At 62.8% G+C, this 15,560-nt stretch carries 13 protein-coding genes; 7 read left to right on the forward strand and 6 right to left on the reverse strand.

What is annotated here, in order from left to right:
• Nucleotides 1–24 precede the first annotated feature (24 nt).
• The 4 genes from SPHS8_RS14425 to SPHS8_RS14440 all read right to left on the reverse strand — a co-directional run bounded on the left by SPHS8_RS14425 (nt 25) and on the right by SPHS8_RS14440 (nt 5,753).
• Nucleotides 25–918, reverse strand: coding sequence for a helix-turn-helix transcriptional regulator (locus SPHS8_RS14425; RefSeq protein ID WP_236575174.1), 894 nt, complete (start codon nt 916–918; stop codon nt 25–27).
• A gap of 79 nt (nt 919–997) precedes the next feature.
• Nucleotides 998–3,061, reverse strand: coding sequence for a pyrroloquinoline quinone-dependent dehydrogenase (locus SPHS8_RS14430; protein WP_201516121.1), 2,064 nt, complete (start codon nt 3,059–3,061; stop codon nt 998–1,000).
• A gap of 76 nt (nt 3,062–3,137) precedes the next feature.
• Nucleotides 3,138–5,267: an oxidoreductase gene (locus tag SPHS8_RS14435; protein WP_201516122.1), complete on the reverse strand. Its 2,130-nt coding sequence runs from the start codon at nt 5,265–5,267 to the stop codon at nt 3,138–3,140.
• Nucleotides 5,268–5,309: 42 nt separating this feature from the next.
• Nucleotides 5,310–5,753 (reverse strand): hypothetical protein, encoded by a 444-nt coding sequence (locus tag SPHS8_RS14440; RefSeq protein ID WP_201516123.1) that lies wholly within the window; start codon nt 5,751–5,753, stop codon nt 5,310–5,312.
• Between the two features lie 202 nt (nt 5,754–5,955).
• Here SPHS8_RS14440 and SPHS8_RS14445 point away from each other — a divergent pair, with 202 nt between their 5' ends.
• The gene (locus tag SPHS8_RS14445) at nt 5,956–6,651 is read left to right on the forward strand and encodes a TetR/AcrR family transcriptional regulator C-terminal domain-containing protein (RefSeq protein WP_141397898.1); all 696 of its coding nucleotides are present in this window, start codon (nt 5,956–5,958) and stop codon (nt 6,649–6,651) included.
• A 102-nt stretch (nt 6,652–6,753) separates the two neighbouring features.
• Nucleotides 6,754–7,815: a hypothetical protein gene (locus SPHS8_RS14450; RefSeq protein ID WP_201516124.1), complete on the forward strand. Its 1,062-nt coding sequence runs from the start codon at nt 6,754–6,756 to the stop codon at nt 7,813–7,815.
• Between the two features lie 24 nt (nt 7,816–7,839).
• On the opposite strand, the gene SPHS8_RS14455 is transcribed toward SPHS8_RS14450, so the two are convergent.
• Nucleotides 7,840–8,736, reverse strand: a complete 897-nt coding sequence (locus SPHS8_RS14455) for a LysR family transcriptional regulator (protein WP_201516125.1) — start codon at nt 8,734–8,736, stop codon at nt 7,840–7,842.
• A gap of 103 nt (nt 8,737–8,839) precedes the next feature.
• Between SPHS8_RS14455 and SPHS8_RS14460 the strand changes: the two genes are divergently transcribed.
• The 5 genes from SPHS8_RS14460 (at nt 8,840) to SPHS8_RS20610 (ending at nt 13,874) form a co-directional block, all read left to right on the forward strand.
• Entirely contained in the window at nt 8,840–10,336 is a 1,497-nt protein-coding gene (locus tag SPHS8_RS14460; RefSeq protein ID WP_201516126.1) for a CoA-acylating methylmalonate-semialdehyde dehydrogenase, read from the forward strand.
• Between the two features lie 47 nt (nt 10,337–10,383).
• Nucleotides 10,384–11,529, forward strand: coding sequence for an acyl-CoA dehydrogenase family protein (locus tag SPHS8_RS14465; protein ID WP_097093619.1), 1,146 nt, complete (start codon nt 10,384–10,386; stop codon nt 11,527–11,529).
• Nucleotides 11,530–11,540: 11 nt separating this feature from the next.
• Nucleotides 11,541–12,599, forward strand: coding sequence for an enoyl-CoA hydratase/isomerase family protein (locus SPHS8_RS14470; protein ID WP_201516127.1), 1,059 nt, complete (start codon nt 11,541–11,543; stop codon nt 12,597–12,599).
• A 33-nt stretch (nt 12,600–12,632) separates the two neighbouring features.
• Nucleotides 12,633–13,511 (forward strand): 3-hydroxyisobutyrate dehydrogenase, encoded by an 879-nt coding sequence (gene mmsB, locus SPHS8_RS14475; RefSeq protein WP_201516128.1) that lies wholly within the window; start codon nt 12,633–12,635, stop codon nt 13,509–13,511.
• A gap of 228 nt (nt 13,512–13,739) precedes the next feature.
• Complete coding sequence (locus SPHS8_RS20610; protein WP_268933213.1) at nt 13,740–13,874, forward strand: hypothetical protein; 135 nt, start codon at nt 13,740–13,742, stop codon at nt 13,872–13,874.
• Nucleotides 13,875–14,120: 246 nt separating this feature from the next.
• Here SPHS8_RS20610 and SPHS8_RS14480 read toward each other — a convergent pair whose 3' ends face one another.
• Nucleotides 14,121–15,449 (reverse strand): MFS transporter, encoded by a 1,329-nt coding sequence (locus SPHS8_RS14480; RefSeq protein ID WP_201516129.1) that lies wholly within the window; start codon nt 15,447–15,449, stop codon nt 14,121–14,123.
• Between the last annotated feature and the right edge of the window lie 111 nt (nt 15,450–15,560).

The following is a 15,560-nucleotide window of genomic DNA, read 5'->3' on the forward strand; positions in this document are numbered from 1 at the left end:
ACAAGCCCGGTCGGCACGGGAGTGTCAGGCGATAATCTGCTGCCGGTATTTGTTAGGGCTGGTCCCCGCCTCGCGCCTGAACGCGGCGGAAAAGGCGCTGGCGTTGGCAAAGCCCAGACGGTGGGCGATCCCCTTCAGCGGCAGCGTCCTGTCGGCGAGCATCGCCTTTGCGCGTTCCAGCCGAATGCCTTCGACATAGGTGCTGACGGACGTCCCCATCGTTGCCCTGAACAGGCGGCGCAGATGGGACGCGCTGATGCCGCATTCCTCGGCCAGTCGACACACGGTCAACGGACGCCCCTCAACGGTCTCCACAAGATCGCGAATACGGCGAAGCTGCCATGCGGCAAGCTTGCCTTTCACGCCTCCAACTACATTAGGGCCCACGCCGTCGAGTTGCCGCGCCAGTTCCACCAGGATCAACCGGCACAGCGAGTCCACCTTCACGGCATGGGAAAAGCCCGGCGCGCGAAGCTCATCCGCCAGCAACCTCAAAGCCTGTTGAGACACATCGCCATTTTCGCACGCCATCAACTGCTCAGTGCAATGATGTGGATCGATGCCGGTCGTCTCGTGAATATAGTCATTTTCAAAGTCGCAAAAGATCGCAGGCTTCAGCGGACCTGACTCCTCGACTTCGGCGACCCAGTCGATTTCGGCAGGGACGAACGTGGCCTGCTTCATCTCATGATAATCGCGCTGGTTGGCATAACGGAAACGCCCGCGTGGCCGGTGGATGCTGGACGTCCAAAGCCCCACTTGATGAGTTGCTACGCGTCCCGCCAAATGGTGCGGCAGATGCCCGCCATGAGGAAGGTTGAGCCGGACGAGCACACCCGGAAGGCGCGATGTCGCAAGCCGTTCCTCCGTCCAGCTGACATATTCGTGCACTGCCGCGCTCTCCATCCGCCGCGCCATATGCGGGCTGAGTCTTTCCCCTCTCTTATTGGAAAGACGCGGCGGCGGCGACAAGATTGATCAGCCGCCGCCGGACAGCTCATTTGGGCAAGGCATAAGCGACCAGTGAATCCCCAAGCTTTGTGCCAAGGAATTTGTGCCCGCCCGCAGCGATCACCACATATTGGCGGCCATCCTCTTTCAGGCGGTAGGTCATGGGCGTAGCCTGTCCCCCGGCAGGAAGGCGAACGCGCCACACGACCTTGCCGGAAGCGATGTCATAGGCCCGCAGATAATTGTCCGTAGTCGCGCCAAGGAACACCAGCCCCGAAGCCGTAGCGATACTGCCGCCAAGATTCGGCACGCCAAGTTTCAGCCACATGGGCGGCGGCGCCTGGTCGCGCGTGGTGCCGAGCGGCACATTCCACAGCGTCTTGCCTGCTTTCAAATCGATCGCGGTCAGGCGGCCCCAGGGCGGACGGTTGCATGGCGCGCCGAATGGCGACAGCATCGGCTTCATCTGCAGACCATAGGGCGCGCCCTTGGTGGGAAGGATGGGCTCGCCCGCGGCGGTGCGGGACGCGACCTCTGCCTGCGGGATCAGCTTCATGATCGCGCCCACCTGCGTCGTGTTGGCGATCAGGATGCCGCGCTGCGGATCGACGGTTACCCCACCCCAGTTGGAAGCGCCCTCGAAGCTTGGCCATTGCAGCCACCCTCTTGTCGAGGGAGGCGTGAAGACGCCCTTATAGTTCACCGATCGGAACAGTTCCCGGCACTTATATTTGTCATAGGGGGTGAAGCCCCACATATCCTCTTCGCGCAGGTCCGGGTCACGAATGATGAACGCGGGATTGGCGGGGAATGGCTGGGTAGGCGACAGCTTTTCGCCCGGCACCTTGCCCTCTTGCGGGACGGGCCGTTCGACGACGGGGAAAATCGGCTTGCCGGTGCGCCGGTCGAGAATGAAGATATGCCCGACCTTCGTGGTCTGCGCGAGCGCGGGGATGGACCCCCTGCCCGTGGGCAAGTCGAACAGCACCGGCTGCGCGGGAAGATCATAGTCCCACACATCGTTATGGACCGTCTGGAAACGCCATTTGACTTCGCCGGTCGTTCCGTCAAGCGCTACGACCGAACTTGCATAATAGTCCAGGCCACGCCGGTTGGCGGCATAATGGTCGGGCGGTGCGTTGCCCATCGGCACATAGACGAGGTTCAGCTTCGGATCGACCGCCATCGGTGCCCAGCTATTGGGCGTGCGCCGGACGAACTGCTCACCCTCGGGCGCATCCTTGGCATCGCTCATCCCCGGCGGCAGGCCGTTCCATGACCATAAGGGCTTGCCGGAATGGATGTCGAAGGCACGGATTGCACCCGCGGGCATGTCGACCCGCATATTGTCGGTAAGTCGGCCATTCACAACAATGGCATTGCCGATGACGACGGGCGGCGAAGAGATGGACAGGTCGCCCCGCTCCATCTTGCCAAGGCCCGGTTTCAGATCGACCACGGCGTTGCGGCCGAAGGAGCGGCACTCGCGGCCCGTGGCGGAATCGAGCGCCACCAGCCGCCCGTCCAGCGTCCCGGCGAAGATCCGCCCCGCGCATTCCGCACCGGCTGGCACGCTTTCGTCACGGGCATAGGTGACGCCACGGCAGTTCAGCAGATAGGTGCTGAAATTGTCCGAGCTTGGCTGCTTGGCCCAGATTTCCTTGCCCGTCTCCGGGTCCACCGCCGCGATGCGGCCGTTGCCCGAGCAGAGATAAAGCCGGTTTTCCGCGATGATCGGCGTCGCCTGAAATGTCGGGGAAAGCGGCTCAGGGGCCGTCACCATCCCGATATGATAGGTCCATGCAGGCTTTAGCGCCCAGACATTTTCAGGCGTGATCTGGGTCAGCGGCGAATAGCGCGTCCCGCCCGCATCCCCGCCATAATAGCTCCAGCCCGCCGTCGGTCCGCTATAGTCGATCGCGGGAGTCGGCCGGAACAGGTTTTCGCTATAGGCCCAATATGCGCCGCCCAGGACGGCAATGGCGCCAGTACCGATCAGGACAGCGCGGCGCCAGCCACGGCGGCCTCTCTTCCCCCGCGTCCCGTTGCCGCCGCCCGCCGCCGCAGGCTCCACATCCTGAAAGGAAAGGCGTGTATCAGTCCGGTTCATATGGCCTCGATCATCGATATTTCCGGACCGCAGCGCACATTCCCCCGCTGGTTCCGCGTGAATATGGGCCGGGCGTTCACCCGGCTATTGCGTCCACCGCCTCCGCCGCGCCGCGCATCGCCCCTTCGATATAACCAACCCCCTTGGCATCGCCGACGACGTGAACGGTGAAGCCTTGCTCCTCCAATTGGTTGGCGAGCGTCAGGTCCCCGGTTGCGCCCTTAGCGACAATCACATGATCGGCAGCAGCCGACTGCTCCGCCCCATCCTTGTCCATGAAGCGGATGGCGTCCCGCTCGATCCGGATTGCGCTCGCCCCCGCATGGAGATCAACGCCATGCTCCTTCAGTTCCCCGAGCAACCGCATCCGGCGGACGATCGTCAGACCGGCGCCAAGGCGCGGGGCATCATCGACCACGATCACCTCGCGGCCACGTTCATTCAGGAACTCTGCCAGTTCAAGGCCGACCAGTTCTCCACCGATAATGACGACCCGCTTGCCCAGCGGCATCCATTGGTGCGTCGCCTTGCGCACGAAATCGAGGTTGGCGGTCATGCCTGTCATGGAGCCGAGCTTCGTCGCGGCCCGCGTCAGCAGCCCGGTCTTGCGCTTGAGTTCGTCGGAACTTTGACCAAGCACCATCCGGCGCATGTCATCGCCCGAGAACACATGGGCCAGGTCATTGCCCGGAATGTCCGGCATCCCACGCACCGCGCCCGTCGCGACCACGACCGCGTCAGGCTGAAGCGTACGCAGAAGCTCTGGCGTCGCGGGGGTGCGCAGCCGCACATCGACCTGTGAAGACGCGATCTGCCGTTGCAGCCAGTCAAGCAACCGCTCATTCGCCGGATAGGCAAGGGCCGCGAAGCGCAACGTGCCGCCCAGATATTCACCCTGTTCGAGCAGGATGACCTGATGCCCCAGGCCATCCAGTCGGCGCGCGGCTTCCATGCCGCCCGGCCCGCCGCCAATGACCACTATCCGTTTGGGCGCGGATGATGGCGCTTCCGAACGCAGATATTCAAATCCCGTTTCCGGATTGACCGCGCAGCGCAGCGGATCGCAGACATAGATGGCGCTGATGCAGGTATAGCAATAGATGCAGGGCAAGACATCTGCCGCCCGGCCTTCCGTCAGCTTGCGCGGCAGGTGCGGATCAGCCAGCAACTTGCGGCCCATTGAAACAAAGTCGATCTGCCGGGTGGCAATCGCCTTGTCGCCGACATCAGGCTCGATCCGGCCGGATGCGATGACGGGAATGGAGACCGCAGCCTTGATCTGCGCCGCATAGGGAAGGTTCACGGCGGGTTCGTGGGGCGTGTGCGATCCCGAGTGCAGCTTTCCCTGCGCCGTGTCGTGATAGGCCGTCACCGTGATCGCGTCGGCGCCTGCGGCTTCCGCCATGCGGGCGACCTGCGCGGCGTCTTCGATCGTCAGGCCGCCTTTTTTCCCGACTTCGCGAGAGTCCAGCTTGCACCAGACGGGGAAGTCAGGACCTACAGCCTGCCGAACGGCCTGGATGACTTCGACCAGGATGCGGACGCGGTTCTCCAGCGGCCCGCCATAGGCATCCGTCCGCCGGTTCGATTTCGGCGAGATGAAGGATGACAGAAGATATCCATGCCCACCATGAATTTCCACGCCATCGAACCCGGCGCGCTTCGCCCGGTCTGCGGCGGCGGCGAACTGGCCGATGACCGTCCGGATGTCCTCAAGCGTCATTTCTTTGAAGCTGACAGCCTGGATCTTGCTGAACGGCGCGACGGCGAGTTCTTCGAGCAGGAACGCCTCTGTAAAGTCGCCTTCGGGTGCTTCGGGCAGCGACGGGCACCAGACCGGTCGGCCGCCCAGCATATCCTCCATCGCGACAAGGCCGCCATGATGGATTTGCGGCGCGATCTTCGCGCCATGCTTGTGGACCGCCTCTGCAAGCGCCTTCAGGCCCGGCAGGAAGCGATCGTCGGAAATCGCGATCTGGTTGACCTGATTGCCTCCGACCGGCCACGCCACACCGGCAACGCCCGTGATGATGAGCCCGACGCCGCCCTTCGCCTGCTCCTCATGATAGCGAATGATCCGCTCGCCGCAGTGGCCATCGGCTTCGGCAAGGCTCGCCCCCATGGCCGTCACGGCGATCCGGTTGCGCAATTCCATGCCGCCGATCCGGCCGGGGGAAAGAAGATGTTGCAAAGAATTGGAGGCCATTGAAGTCGTCGCCTGTCTGGAGGAAGTCCTGATATACGTCGTTCATATCTGTTGAGGATCGGGCGAGATCGTCTCCATCTCATCCCAGATGGGGCCAGTCAGCGTCCGGAACAGCTCTTCGTCCGAATACATCCGCTCTCCGGTCAGCCCCTGTTCTCCAAAGACCAGGATCGCCATGATGCGATGCCAGCTGAGCTCTGTTTCCCCGATTAACCTGATCTGGATGTCATATTCCTGCACTACGCCTTGCGGGCCAACGGACTCACTGATGACATGATAGTTGGCGATACGCGGCTGCACGTCATCGATGAAATGGCGGTAGAGGCGGCGCGTCTTTTCAAAACCGGTAAAGCGTCGGCCGACAGGGAAATATTGGTAGGTCGGCTCGCCCTCCATCGTCGCCATGATCGCATCGAGATCCTGCCCGCTTTCCGTCAGCGCATGCCGGCTCGCCACTCCAATGAGATGGACCAGGCTTGTCCTCACCGGATTTTCTCCCTGCCTCTCCAACAGCCTTATACCATGCCCGCTCTCGGCGGCCGATGCCTACCGCAAGCTCTGGCGCGTCATCAGCCCCATTTTATGTCGTGAAGCGCGCATAATCGTCCGGATCGATCATCCTTCGCCAGCTTCCTTGACCGATTGCATCGGATCGACGCCTGATATTTCCATCGTTATGGGTCAGCCGATGAGCAGCGAAAATCTTGAATCTTCCCCTGTCGAGGCGGAAGGGCCGCCACCTGCTGCCCGCTCTGTCGGACGGCCGCGGCGATTGACCTTGGCGCAGATCCTGGACGCAGCGATCGAGATGGGGCTGGATGGCCTGAGGATCGCGGCGCTCGCCGATCGGCTCGGCGTTCGCCCGGCGGTGCTCTACACCTATGTCACCGGGCGGAAGGAACTGGTCCGGCTGGCGGCGCAGCGCGCTTCGGGGGCCGCCACCTTCCCGGAGGACGAAGGCCAATCCTGGCGCGAATATGCCACCCAATATGCACAAGCGCTCCACAAGCTGGTGGAGGAGGGGCAGCTTGTCTCCACCCTCGTCAGCGGCAATCTGGGACCTGCGGTCGAAATCGACAGTTCGGAACAATGGCTGCAAGTCATGCTGGCGCGCGGGTTCGACCTGCCGGAAGCGCTCGACCTGTTACGCTCCATCGACCTGATCGTGCTGGGCGGCGCGTTCCTCTCTTCCTACGCCCGCGCGGTGGCAGGCGGCGAAGCGGAATATCGCGACGCCGTGCGCGCTTCGATCGATCAGCGTTCGGCGGAAGATGTGCCGGTCATCGCCGCGCATCCTGACCGTTATGCCGACACTGCCCTCCCCCGCTGGCGCACCACATTGGCACTGGTGCTCGACGGAGTGGCGGCGCGACGCGGCGAATAGTCGAACATATTTTCGGAAATTATTGCAGGCTGGGCGACGATGGGATATTCCCACCTTCGACCCTGCCGTTCACGTGGGGAAATCGATCGCTGGAGAGAGCATATGCCTGCCGATGTCGCTTCCACTTTCCTGCCCGTCGCGCCGCCCAGGATCGTCGACGATCTCTACACCGAAGACCAGCATCAGCGAGTCTTGGATGTCATTCGCCGCGAAGGCCCCTGGTCCCTCATTCTCGCGCAATATTTCTCTTCGCCCGAAGAAGTGATCGCGACCTCCACCGGCTCCATTCCGGAAGGGTTCACGCCGACCTGGGACATGTTCATGAACCCGGTGTTTCGCGGCTACATCGCCGACAACGGCGTCAATCGCTTTCCCGAACTCGACGACTGCTTCTACAACAAGAAGTTCCTGGACATGGCGCGCAGCTATTGGAACACGCCCTATGTCGAATGCGACCAGCTGATGTTCAACATTCAGGGTCCAAGCTCGGCGGGCGGTTCGCCGCATGTCGATGGCACGCAGTTTCGCGGCCTGTACGAAGTCAACTGCCCGATCTGGTTGCTGAACATCATGGCCAAGTCCGGCCTCTTCAAACGCTGGCAGGCGAAGAAGGCGCAGGTCATCGCCTGGTATTATCAGGGTTCGATCGGCGGCGGCTTCCACTATTGGCCGAACGGGCCGCAAAATGACCCTGCCTGCCTGGAAGCGCCGATGTGGGGGCGCGGCGTCGTTGTGGAAAATGAGATGATGTTCCACACCGCGCAGGGCTGTGGCCCGGTGGATCAGCGCAAGCCGGCGGGCCTCGCGATCAATTCGACCATGTCGGCTGATCCTGACGTGGCTGGCGGCTGGCGGATCATGACCGGCGACGATGTAGTGGCGAAGATCCCGGAGCAGGAGTTCCGCCTGCTCCTTCACTGGAATGCCCAGGTTTACACTGACCTCAACGACCTGCGGATTTCGCGCGACCATAGCGATGACATCACGACAGACATGGCGTTCGAGATTTTCGTGAAGGACCTTCGGGCGCGCGGCGAAATCTTCGAGATGCCGAGCGATCCGCTGCATGACACCAATTTCATCGGCCTGCTGACCCGCGTCTATGATGTCGGAAAGCCCAAGGGCGTACCGCAGGACCCGGTCGAACCGCGTCTGGTCGCCTGACCTCGCCGCCTCCGCCGGGGTTCTTCAACTGACTGAAGTGCCCCGGCCCAGCAGCGCTTCCGATCGTTCCCGCAGCATGTCGGACACGGCGAGGATGCGGGCGAGCTTCGCCATTTCCGGGTGCGTCACCAGCCAGAAGGAGCGTGCAATCTCCACCTCCTCCGGGAAGAGGCGCACCAGCGTCTCATCATCGGCCACGATGAAATCGGGCAGCACGCCGATGCCCGCGCCATCCAGGATCAGCTGGCGCTGCATGCCGATGCTGCTGGACCTTAGCGAGGCTTCCAACCCCGCCTGCACCTCGTCCAGATAATCCAGTTCCGGCGAATAGAGGAACTCGGGGACATAGCCGATCAGCATATGCTCATGCAGCTGTTCCCGGGCTGCCGGAGCGCCGCGCGCCGCGAGATAGGCGGGCGAGGCATAGAGATGCAGCGTGTAATCAGCGAGCTTGCGCACCGCCAGATGCCCGCGCTGCGGCCGCGCCAGCATCACCGCCATGTCCGCCTCCCGCTTTGACGGATTAAGGAAACCGGAAGCGGTGATGACGTCCAGCCGGATGCCGGGATGACGCGCATGAAAGCCGGGAATCGCAGGCGCCAATATCCATCGGCCAAAGCCTTCCGCCACGGACAAGCGCACCTGTCCGTTCAGACTGTGCCGTTCCCCCTTCACATCGACGATGGCCGACATTGCCGCGCTCTCGATGCTTTCTGCATGGCGGAGCAAGGCCGCACCATGCTCCGTCAGCGCCCTTTCCGCCCCCGTCTGCTCGAACAATTGCGCATCGAGCGCCTGTGACAGGCGCGACAATCGGCGGGAAATCGTCGTCGCATCAATGCCGAGCATCCGCGCCGCCGGAGCCACTCGCTTCAACCGCGCGACCGTCAGGAATATCCGCAAATCGTCCCAATCGAACATCAACCGCACCCATGCAAAAATGCAGATCAACTCTGCAATAAAGGGGAATTGAATGCATTATCGCCTTTCGGCATGATAAGGCAAATCTCATCGAGAGGATGCCATGCGCGATATTTCCCACAAGCTCGCCTTTGCCCATGACGGCGAAGCTGCGCGTTACAGTGATGTGTTCAATCCCAATGACGGGCAGGTTCAGGCCCGCGTCGCCCTGGGCGACCGTGCGCTGCTCGACCGGGCGGTCGAAGCGGCGAAGGCGGCGCAGCCTGCCTGGGCAGCGGTCAATCCGCAGCGGCGCGCCCGCGTCATGTTCAACTTCAAGGCGCTGGTCGAAAAGAACATGGACGAACTCGCCCATCTGCTCTCGTCCGAACATGGCAAGGTGATCGCCGATTCCAGGGGCGACATTCAGCGCGGCCTGGAAGTCATCGAATTTTGCTGCGGCATCCCCCATGCGCTGAAGGGCGAATATACCCAGGGCGCGGGCCCCGGCATCGATGTCTATTCCATGCGCCAGCCGATCGGCATCGGCGCGGGCATCACGCCCTTCAACTTCCCGGCGATGATCCCGCTGTGGATGTCCGGCGTCGCGATCGCCACCGGCAACGCCTTCATCCTGAAGCCATCGGAGCGCGATCCATCCGTCGCCGTGCGCCTTGGCGAACTCTTTCTGGAAGCTGGCCTGCCCGAGGGCATTTTCCAGGTCATCCAGGGGGACAAGGAGATGGTGGACGCCATCCTTGACCACCCGGATATCGGCGCGATCAGCTTTGTCGGATCGTCCGACATCGCCCATTATGTCTACAAGCGCGGTGTCGACAACGGCAAGCGCGTCCAGGCAATGGGCGGCGCGAAGAACCACGGCATCGTCATGCCGGACGCCGATCTCGACCAGGTCGTCAACGATCTGTCCGGTGCGGCCTTCGGTTCGGCTGGCGAACGCTGCATGGCGCTGCCCGTCGTCGTGCCCGTGGGTGAAAAGACCGCGCTTGCCCTGCGCGAAAAGCTGATCCCCGCGATCCAGGCGCTGCGCGTCGGCGTTTCGACCGATCCCGAAGCCCATTATGGTCCGGTGATCAACGCCGCGCACAAGGCGAAGATCGAAAACTATATCCAGATGGGCGTCGATGAAGGGGCTGAACTGGTCGTCGATGGCCGTGGCTTCACGCTGCAGGGGCATGAGCAGGGCTTCTTCGTCGGCCCGACGCTGTTCGACCAAGTAAAGCCCACGATGCGGACCTACCAAGAAGAAATCTTCGGCCCCGTGCTGCAAATGGTGCGCGCCGAAAGCTTCGAGGACGCGCTCGCCCTGCCCAGCCAGCATCAATATGGCAATGGCGTCGCCATCTTCACCCGCAACGGCCATGCCGCGCGCGAATTCGCCGCGCGGGTGAATGTCGGCATGGTCGGCATCAACGTGCCGATCCCGGTGCCGGTCGCCTATCACACATTCGGCGGCTGGAAGCGGTCGGCCTTTGGCGACACCAACCAGCATGGCATGGAAGGCGTCAAATTCTGGACCAAGGTGAAGACCATCACCCAGCGCTGGCCCGATGGCGGCGCGTCCGGCGACAGCGCCTTCGTCATCCCCACCATGGGGTGACAGCCGCGAGGGGAGAGCGCATGCTCTCCCATCACTCCACAGGATGCATGATGACCCAGTTCGACCTCACCGACGACCAACGCCAGATTCAGGACATGGCGCGGCGCTTCACCGCCGACGCGATCACGCCCCATGCGGCTGAATGGGATGAAAGCCATATCTTCCCGCGCGACACGATCCGCGCGGCGGCAGAGCTTGGCTTCGGCGGCATCTATGTGTCGGAAGAATCCGGCGGCATTGGCCTTGGGCGGCTGGAATCCGCGCTCATCATGGAAGCCATGGCCTATGGCTGTCCATCGACCAGCGCGTTCATATCGATCCACAACATGGCCGCCTGGATGATCGACCGCTTCGGCGCGCAGCCGGTCAAAGACAAATATCTGCCCTCTATGGTGCCGATGGATCGGATGGGCAGCTATTGCCTGACCGAAGCGGGATCAGGTTCGGACGCGGCGGCGCTCAAGACGCGCGCCGTGAAGGACGGCAGCGACTATCTCGTCACCGGTTCCAAGCAATTCATTTCCGGCGGCGGTGAAAACGACATCTATGTCACCATGGTCCGCACGGGCGAGGACGGGCCCAAGGGCATCAGTTGCCTCGTCATCGAAAAGGACATGCCGGGCGTCAGCTTCGGCGCGCAGGAGCGCAAGCTTGGCTGGCATTCGCAGCCTACCGCGCAGGTCAATTTCGACAATGTCCGCGTGCCTGCTGAAAATCTCGTCGGCGCCGAAGGGGAAGGTTTCCGGATCGCGATGATGGGGCTTGATGGCGGGCGGCTCAACATCGGCGCCTGCTCGCTGGGCGGGGCGCAGCGCTGCCTGGACGAAGCCATCGCCTACACCAAGGACCGCAAGCAGTTCGGGCAGGCCATCGCCGACTTCCAGAACACGCAATTCACCCTGGCCGACATGGAGACGGAGCTTCAAGCCGCGCGCGCGCTGCTCTACATGGCGGCGGTCAAGGTGACGGAAAACGCGCCCGACAAGACCCGCTTCGCGGCCATGGCCAAGCGCCTTGCCACCGACGCCGGGTCAGCCATCGCCGACCGGGCGCTGCAACTGCATGGCGGCTACGGCTATCTGATGGACTATCCGGTCGAACGCTTTTGGCGCGACCTGCGGGTGCATTCGATCCTGGAAGGTACGAACCAGGTGATGCGCATGATCGTCGCGCGCGACCTGCTGCGTCAGTGAAGGGGCCGACCATGACCGACCAACTGCTGATATCGGCAAGCAACGGCGTCGGGCGCATCCGCCTCAATCGCCCCCGAGCCCTCCATGCGCTGACGCTGGAGATGTGCGATGCGATCAATGTCGCGCTTCTCGAATGGCGCAGCGATCCGGCCATCAAGGCGGTGATGATCGACCATGCCGAAGGACGCGGCTTCTGCGCGGGCGGCGACATCGCCCTCATCGCCAGCAGCGCCAAGACTGACGGGGTCGAAGCGGAGCATTTCTTCCGTCACGAATACCGGATGAACCATCTGCTGTTCACCTATGAAAAGCCGATCGTCGCCTTCATCGACGGCATCGTGATGGGTGGGGGCGTCGGCCTGTCGCTCCCCTGCCGCTATCGCGTCGCGACCGAGCGGACGACCTTCGCCATGCCCGAAACCGGCATCGGCCTTTTCCCTGACGTGGGCGGCGGATGGTTCCTCCCCCGCCTTCCCGGCCGGATCGGCACATGGCTCGCCGTCACAGGCGCGCGGATCGACGGAGCGGACTGCGCCGCGATTGGAATCGCCACCCATTATATCGCTTCAGACAAGTTGGAGGCGATCAAGGAAGCCATCCTCGACCGTCCGGATGATCTGGCCGCCATTCTCGACCAAGCGAACGAGACCGCGCCCGCATCCTCGCTGACGGAGCAACGGGCCGACATCGACCGCCTCTTCGCCGCCGACAGGATCGAAGACATCATGGCCGCCCTGCGCGACGATGGGTCCGACTGGGCGCAGCAGCAGCTGGCAACGATCGCCACCAAGTCGCCGCAAACCGTCAAGGTTGCCCTGCGCCAGTTGCGCGAGGGCGCGGCCTTCACCGATTTCGCCGACAATATGCGCAATGAATATCGCATCGCCTGCCGGGTTATCCGCCGCCCCGACTTCATCGAGGGCGTGCGCGCGGTGATCGTCGACAAGGACAATGCGCCCAAGTGGGATCCGGCCACGGCGCAAGAGGTGGATGACGCCGTGATCGACAGCTTTTTCGCGCCCCTGCCCGCTGACAAGGAATGGACGCCGCTGCCCGAAACGCAGCGGTGATGGCGCTGTGCATCAAGATAAGGACGAAGCAGGATGACTGAAACGATCGCCTTCATTGGCCTGGGCAACATGGGCGGCGGAATGGCCGCCAATCTTGCGAAGAACGGCTTCACCGTCCGCGCCTTCGACCTGTCCGACGACGCGCTTGCCAAGGCAGAGGCAGCAGGCGCGATCCGCACGGGCAGCGCTGCCGAAGCAGTCACCGGCGCGGATGCCGTCGTCACCATGCTTCCGGCGGGCAAGCATGTGGAAGCCGTCTATACCGGTGAGGTGTTCGGCGCCGCCAAACCCGGTGCGCTATTCCTCGATTGCTCGACCATCGACGTGGCAACCGCCCGCCGAGTGATCGCCGCAGCGAAGGCGAAGGGCTTCCAGATGGCCGACGCACCCGTTTCCGGCGGCATCGCGGCGGCCAGTGCCGGGTCGCTCACCTTCATGGTCGGCGGCGACGATGACGCGTTCGCCAAGGCAAAGCCCATCCTGTCCGCCATGGGCAAGGCGGTGATCCACGCCGGCAGCGACGGCAATGGCCAGGCGGCGAAAATCTGCAACAACATGCTGCTCGGCGCCACCATGGTGGCGACCTGCGAAGCCTTTGCCATGGCGGAAAAGATCGGGCTCGACGCGCAGACCTTCTACGATATCTCCAGCGTCTCGTCAGGGCAAAGCTGGTCCATGACCAGCTACTGCCCCGTCCCGGGCGTCGGCCCCCAATCACCCGCCGACAATGGCTATAACGGCGGTTTTGCCGTCGCCCTTATGCTGAAGGACCTCAAACTCGCACTCGAAGCAGCAGCGTCGGTCAACGCCAGCGTGCCCATGGGGGCGCAGGCGGAAAGCCTCTACCAGCTGCTCGCGAACAAGGGGGAAGCGGGTCAGGATTTCTCCTCGATCATCAAATTGCTGTCCTGAACCGGATCAACATACAGGCTGCTTAGCTGCATGATCTGCAGCAAGGTCCATGCAACTGAACGTCGCGCCTTCCGTTACATTGACAGGTCGTCAAAAAAATGAGGCAAATCAATGCGGATGGAAAGCGCGACAGGTTGGTCGGCAACATATAGCTATTCACCCCTCTATCGGGAAGATGAGCCAAACCATTGTCCCGGATGTGACCGGCAACAATGGATCATCGGCCGGATGACTGCCGAATGTACTTTTTGCGGCTCTGCCATGCCGCTTGAACATTTCAGCACCTACAGCGCTTCGCCCCGGATCGAGTGCCGCGATTATTCGGCCGACGATCTGCCTGACCATCTGCGGCCAGTGGCCTGAGCTGTTCCAGACACAAAGAGCCCCACCTCCTGATCAGAAGGCAGGGCAGTTTGGGTCGCACTGCAGGATAACCTGCGGGCAGCCAACCAGCATCTCGGCCCTCGGGTTCCGAGGTCGAAGTGAAGGCAACATCGCCGCCTTGATGGTTAATATGTTGAAACGTCCCGGAAACGGGGGCCTTTGGCGCCAGCTATAACCAAGGCTATAATCAACAATATCACCCGGCCAGGCACGAAATCGGGCCACTCAGCCGCGCGCCACCGCCTCGCTCGTCACCGCATAGCTGCGCAGGCCGGACCATGCGGCCAGAGCAGCGAAGAGCGACGCACAGAAGCCCACCGTCGCCAGCGCCGGGCCGATCTGTCCCTGCCCGCCAAACAAGGCGCTGTCGATCAACGGCACGATGGCAGTACCCAGCGACAGCCCCACCAGACTGTTGGCAAGCAGGAACAGCGCAGCGCCCGTCGCCCGCATGCTCGGCGGCGTTGCAAGCTGAATCGCGGCCAGCGAGCAGCCAAAATAGCCGTTGAAGCAAAAGGTCAGCAGGGAGAAGAACAGCAGCAACAGCGTCGCCGACGACATGATCGGCGCAAGGGCGGCCGGGACCAGGCACAGGAAGGCGAGGATCATCGTCATCCGCAAATTGGCATCGCGAACGCCCTTCAGCGACAGCCTCTCCCCCGCGAACCCGCCAGCCAGCGACCCGAGGCTCCCGAGGACGAGATAGATCAAGCCGAGACGGAGCGACGCCTGCCCCGGCGTCATGCCGAACGTCCGGATCAGCAGCGTCGGATACCAGGCCATCAGGCCATAACCCATGATCCCCAGCATTGTGGAATTGCCGTAGATCGCAGCGAACGTCCGCCAATGCGCGCGCAGATGCGACAGCGCGGCGCGCAACGGCATGCCCGCGCTTACCCATCCCGCCCGGCGCGCCGGTTCACGCGCGAGGAAAACAAGCGCCGTCACCACCAGGCCGGGCAGCGCCACCAGAATGAAGGCCGCGCGCCATGTCGGCATCGGCCCGACTCCGGGAACCATCAAGGCCCCCTGCTCGGCGACCATGTCAACCACAGCGCCCCCCACCAGCAACGCCAGTCCGCCGCCGATCGTGATGCCGAGATTGTAGATCGCCATCGCCCGTGAAAGCTGCGCGGGCGGATAGGCATCGCTCAGCCAGCTATGGGCGGATGGAGAAAGCGACGCTTCGCCCAATCCCACGCCCATCCGCGCGGCGAACAGATGGGCATAGCTTCCCGCAAAGCCGCAAAGGGCCGTGCAGGCGCTCCAGAATAATACGCCCACCGCGATGATCCGGCGGCGGCTGATCCTGTCGGCCAGCATGCCGATGGGGATCCCAACGACCGCGTACAGCATGGCGAAGGCCAGCCCCTGCAACAAGCCGACCTGCAAATCGCTGAGGCCCAGATCCTGTTTGATCGGCTCGACCATCAGGCTCAAAATCTGCCGGTCGACGAAGGACAATATGTAGGCGAGAAGGAATATGCCAAGCGCGACATGGGCCCGCCGCAAACTGGTCCTGCCGCCGGCTTCGACAGATTCTTCCCTGCTCACTCGCTCATCCCCTCGCGCCACGGCTTTTGATTCCGCCCTGAATTGTCGTGCGTCTCTGCAGATTTTAGTGGGGAGAGGTCAAGCTTGGACATGCACGCGCATAGGCATGAC

Source organism: Sphingobium sp. S6 (genome assembly GCF_905120495.1).
GTDB classification, from domain to species: Bacteria; Pseudomonadota; Alphaproteobacteria; order Sphingomonadales; family Sphingomonadaceae; genus Sphingobium; species Sphingobium agri.

Bases quoted from the DNA above. Each gene is read 5' to 3' on its own strand.
- SPHS8_RS14455 (WP_201516125.1), bottom strand. From the start codon at position 8,736: ATGTTCGATTGGGACGATTTGCGGATATTCCTGACGGTCGCGCGGTTG.
- SPHS8_RS14470 (WP_201516127.1), top strand. From the start codon at position 11,541: ATGACCGACCAACTGCTGATATCGGCAAGCAACGGCGTCGGGCGCATC.
- SPHS8_RS14450 (WP_201516124.1), top strand. From the start codon at position 6,754: ATGCCTGCCGATGTCGCTTCCACTTTCCTGCCCGTCGCGCCGCCCAGG.
- SPHS8_RS14465 (WP_097093619.1), top strand. From the start codon at position 10,384: ATGATGACCCAGTTCGACCTCACCGACGACCAACGCCAGATTCAGGAC.
- mmsB (WP_201516128.1), top strand. From the start codon at position 12,633: ATGACTGAAACGATCGCCTTCATTGGCCTGGGCAACATGGGCGGCGGA.
- SPHS8_RS14435 (WP_201516122.1), bottom strand. From the start codon at position 5,267: ATGGCCTCCAATTCTTTGCAACATCTTCTTTCCCCCGGCCGGATCGGC.
- SPHS8_RS14460 (WP_201516126.1), top strand. From the start codon at position 8,840: ATGCGCGATATTTCCCACAAGCTCGCCTTTGCCCATGACGGCGAAGCT.
- SPHS8_RS14430 (WP_201516121.1), bottom strand. From the start codon at position 3,061: ATGAACCGGACTGATACACGCCTTTCCTTTCAGGATGTGGAGCCTGCG.
- SPHS8_RS20610 (WP_268933213.1), top strand. From the start codon at position 13,740: ATGACTGCCGAATGTACTTTTTGCGGCTCTGCCATGCCGCTTGAACAT.
- SPHS8_RS14445 (WP_141397898.1), top strand. From the start codon at position 5,956: ATGAGCAGCGAAAATCTTGAATCTTCCCCTGTCGAGGCGGAAGGGCCG.
- SPHS8_RS14425 (WP_236575174.1), bottom strand. From the start codon at position 918: ATGGCGCGGCGGATGGAGAGCGCGGCAGTGCACGAATATGTCAGCTGG.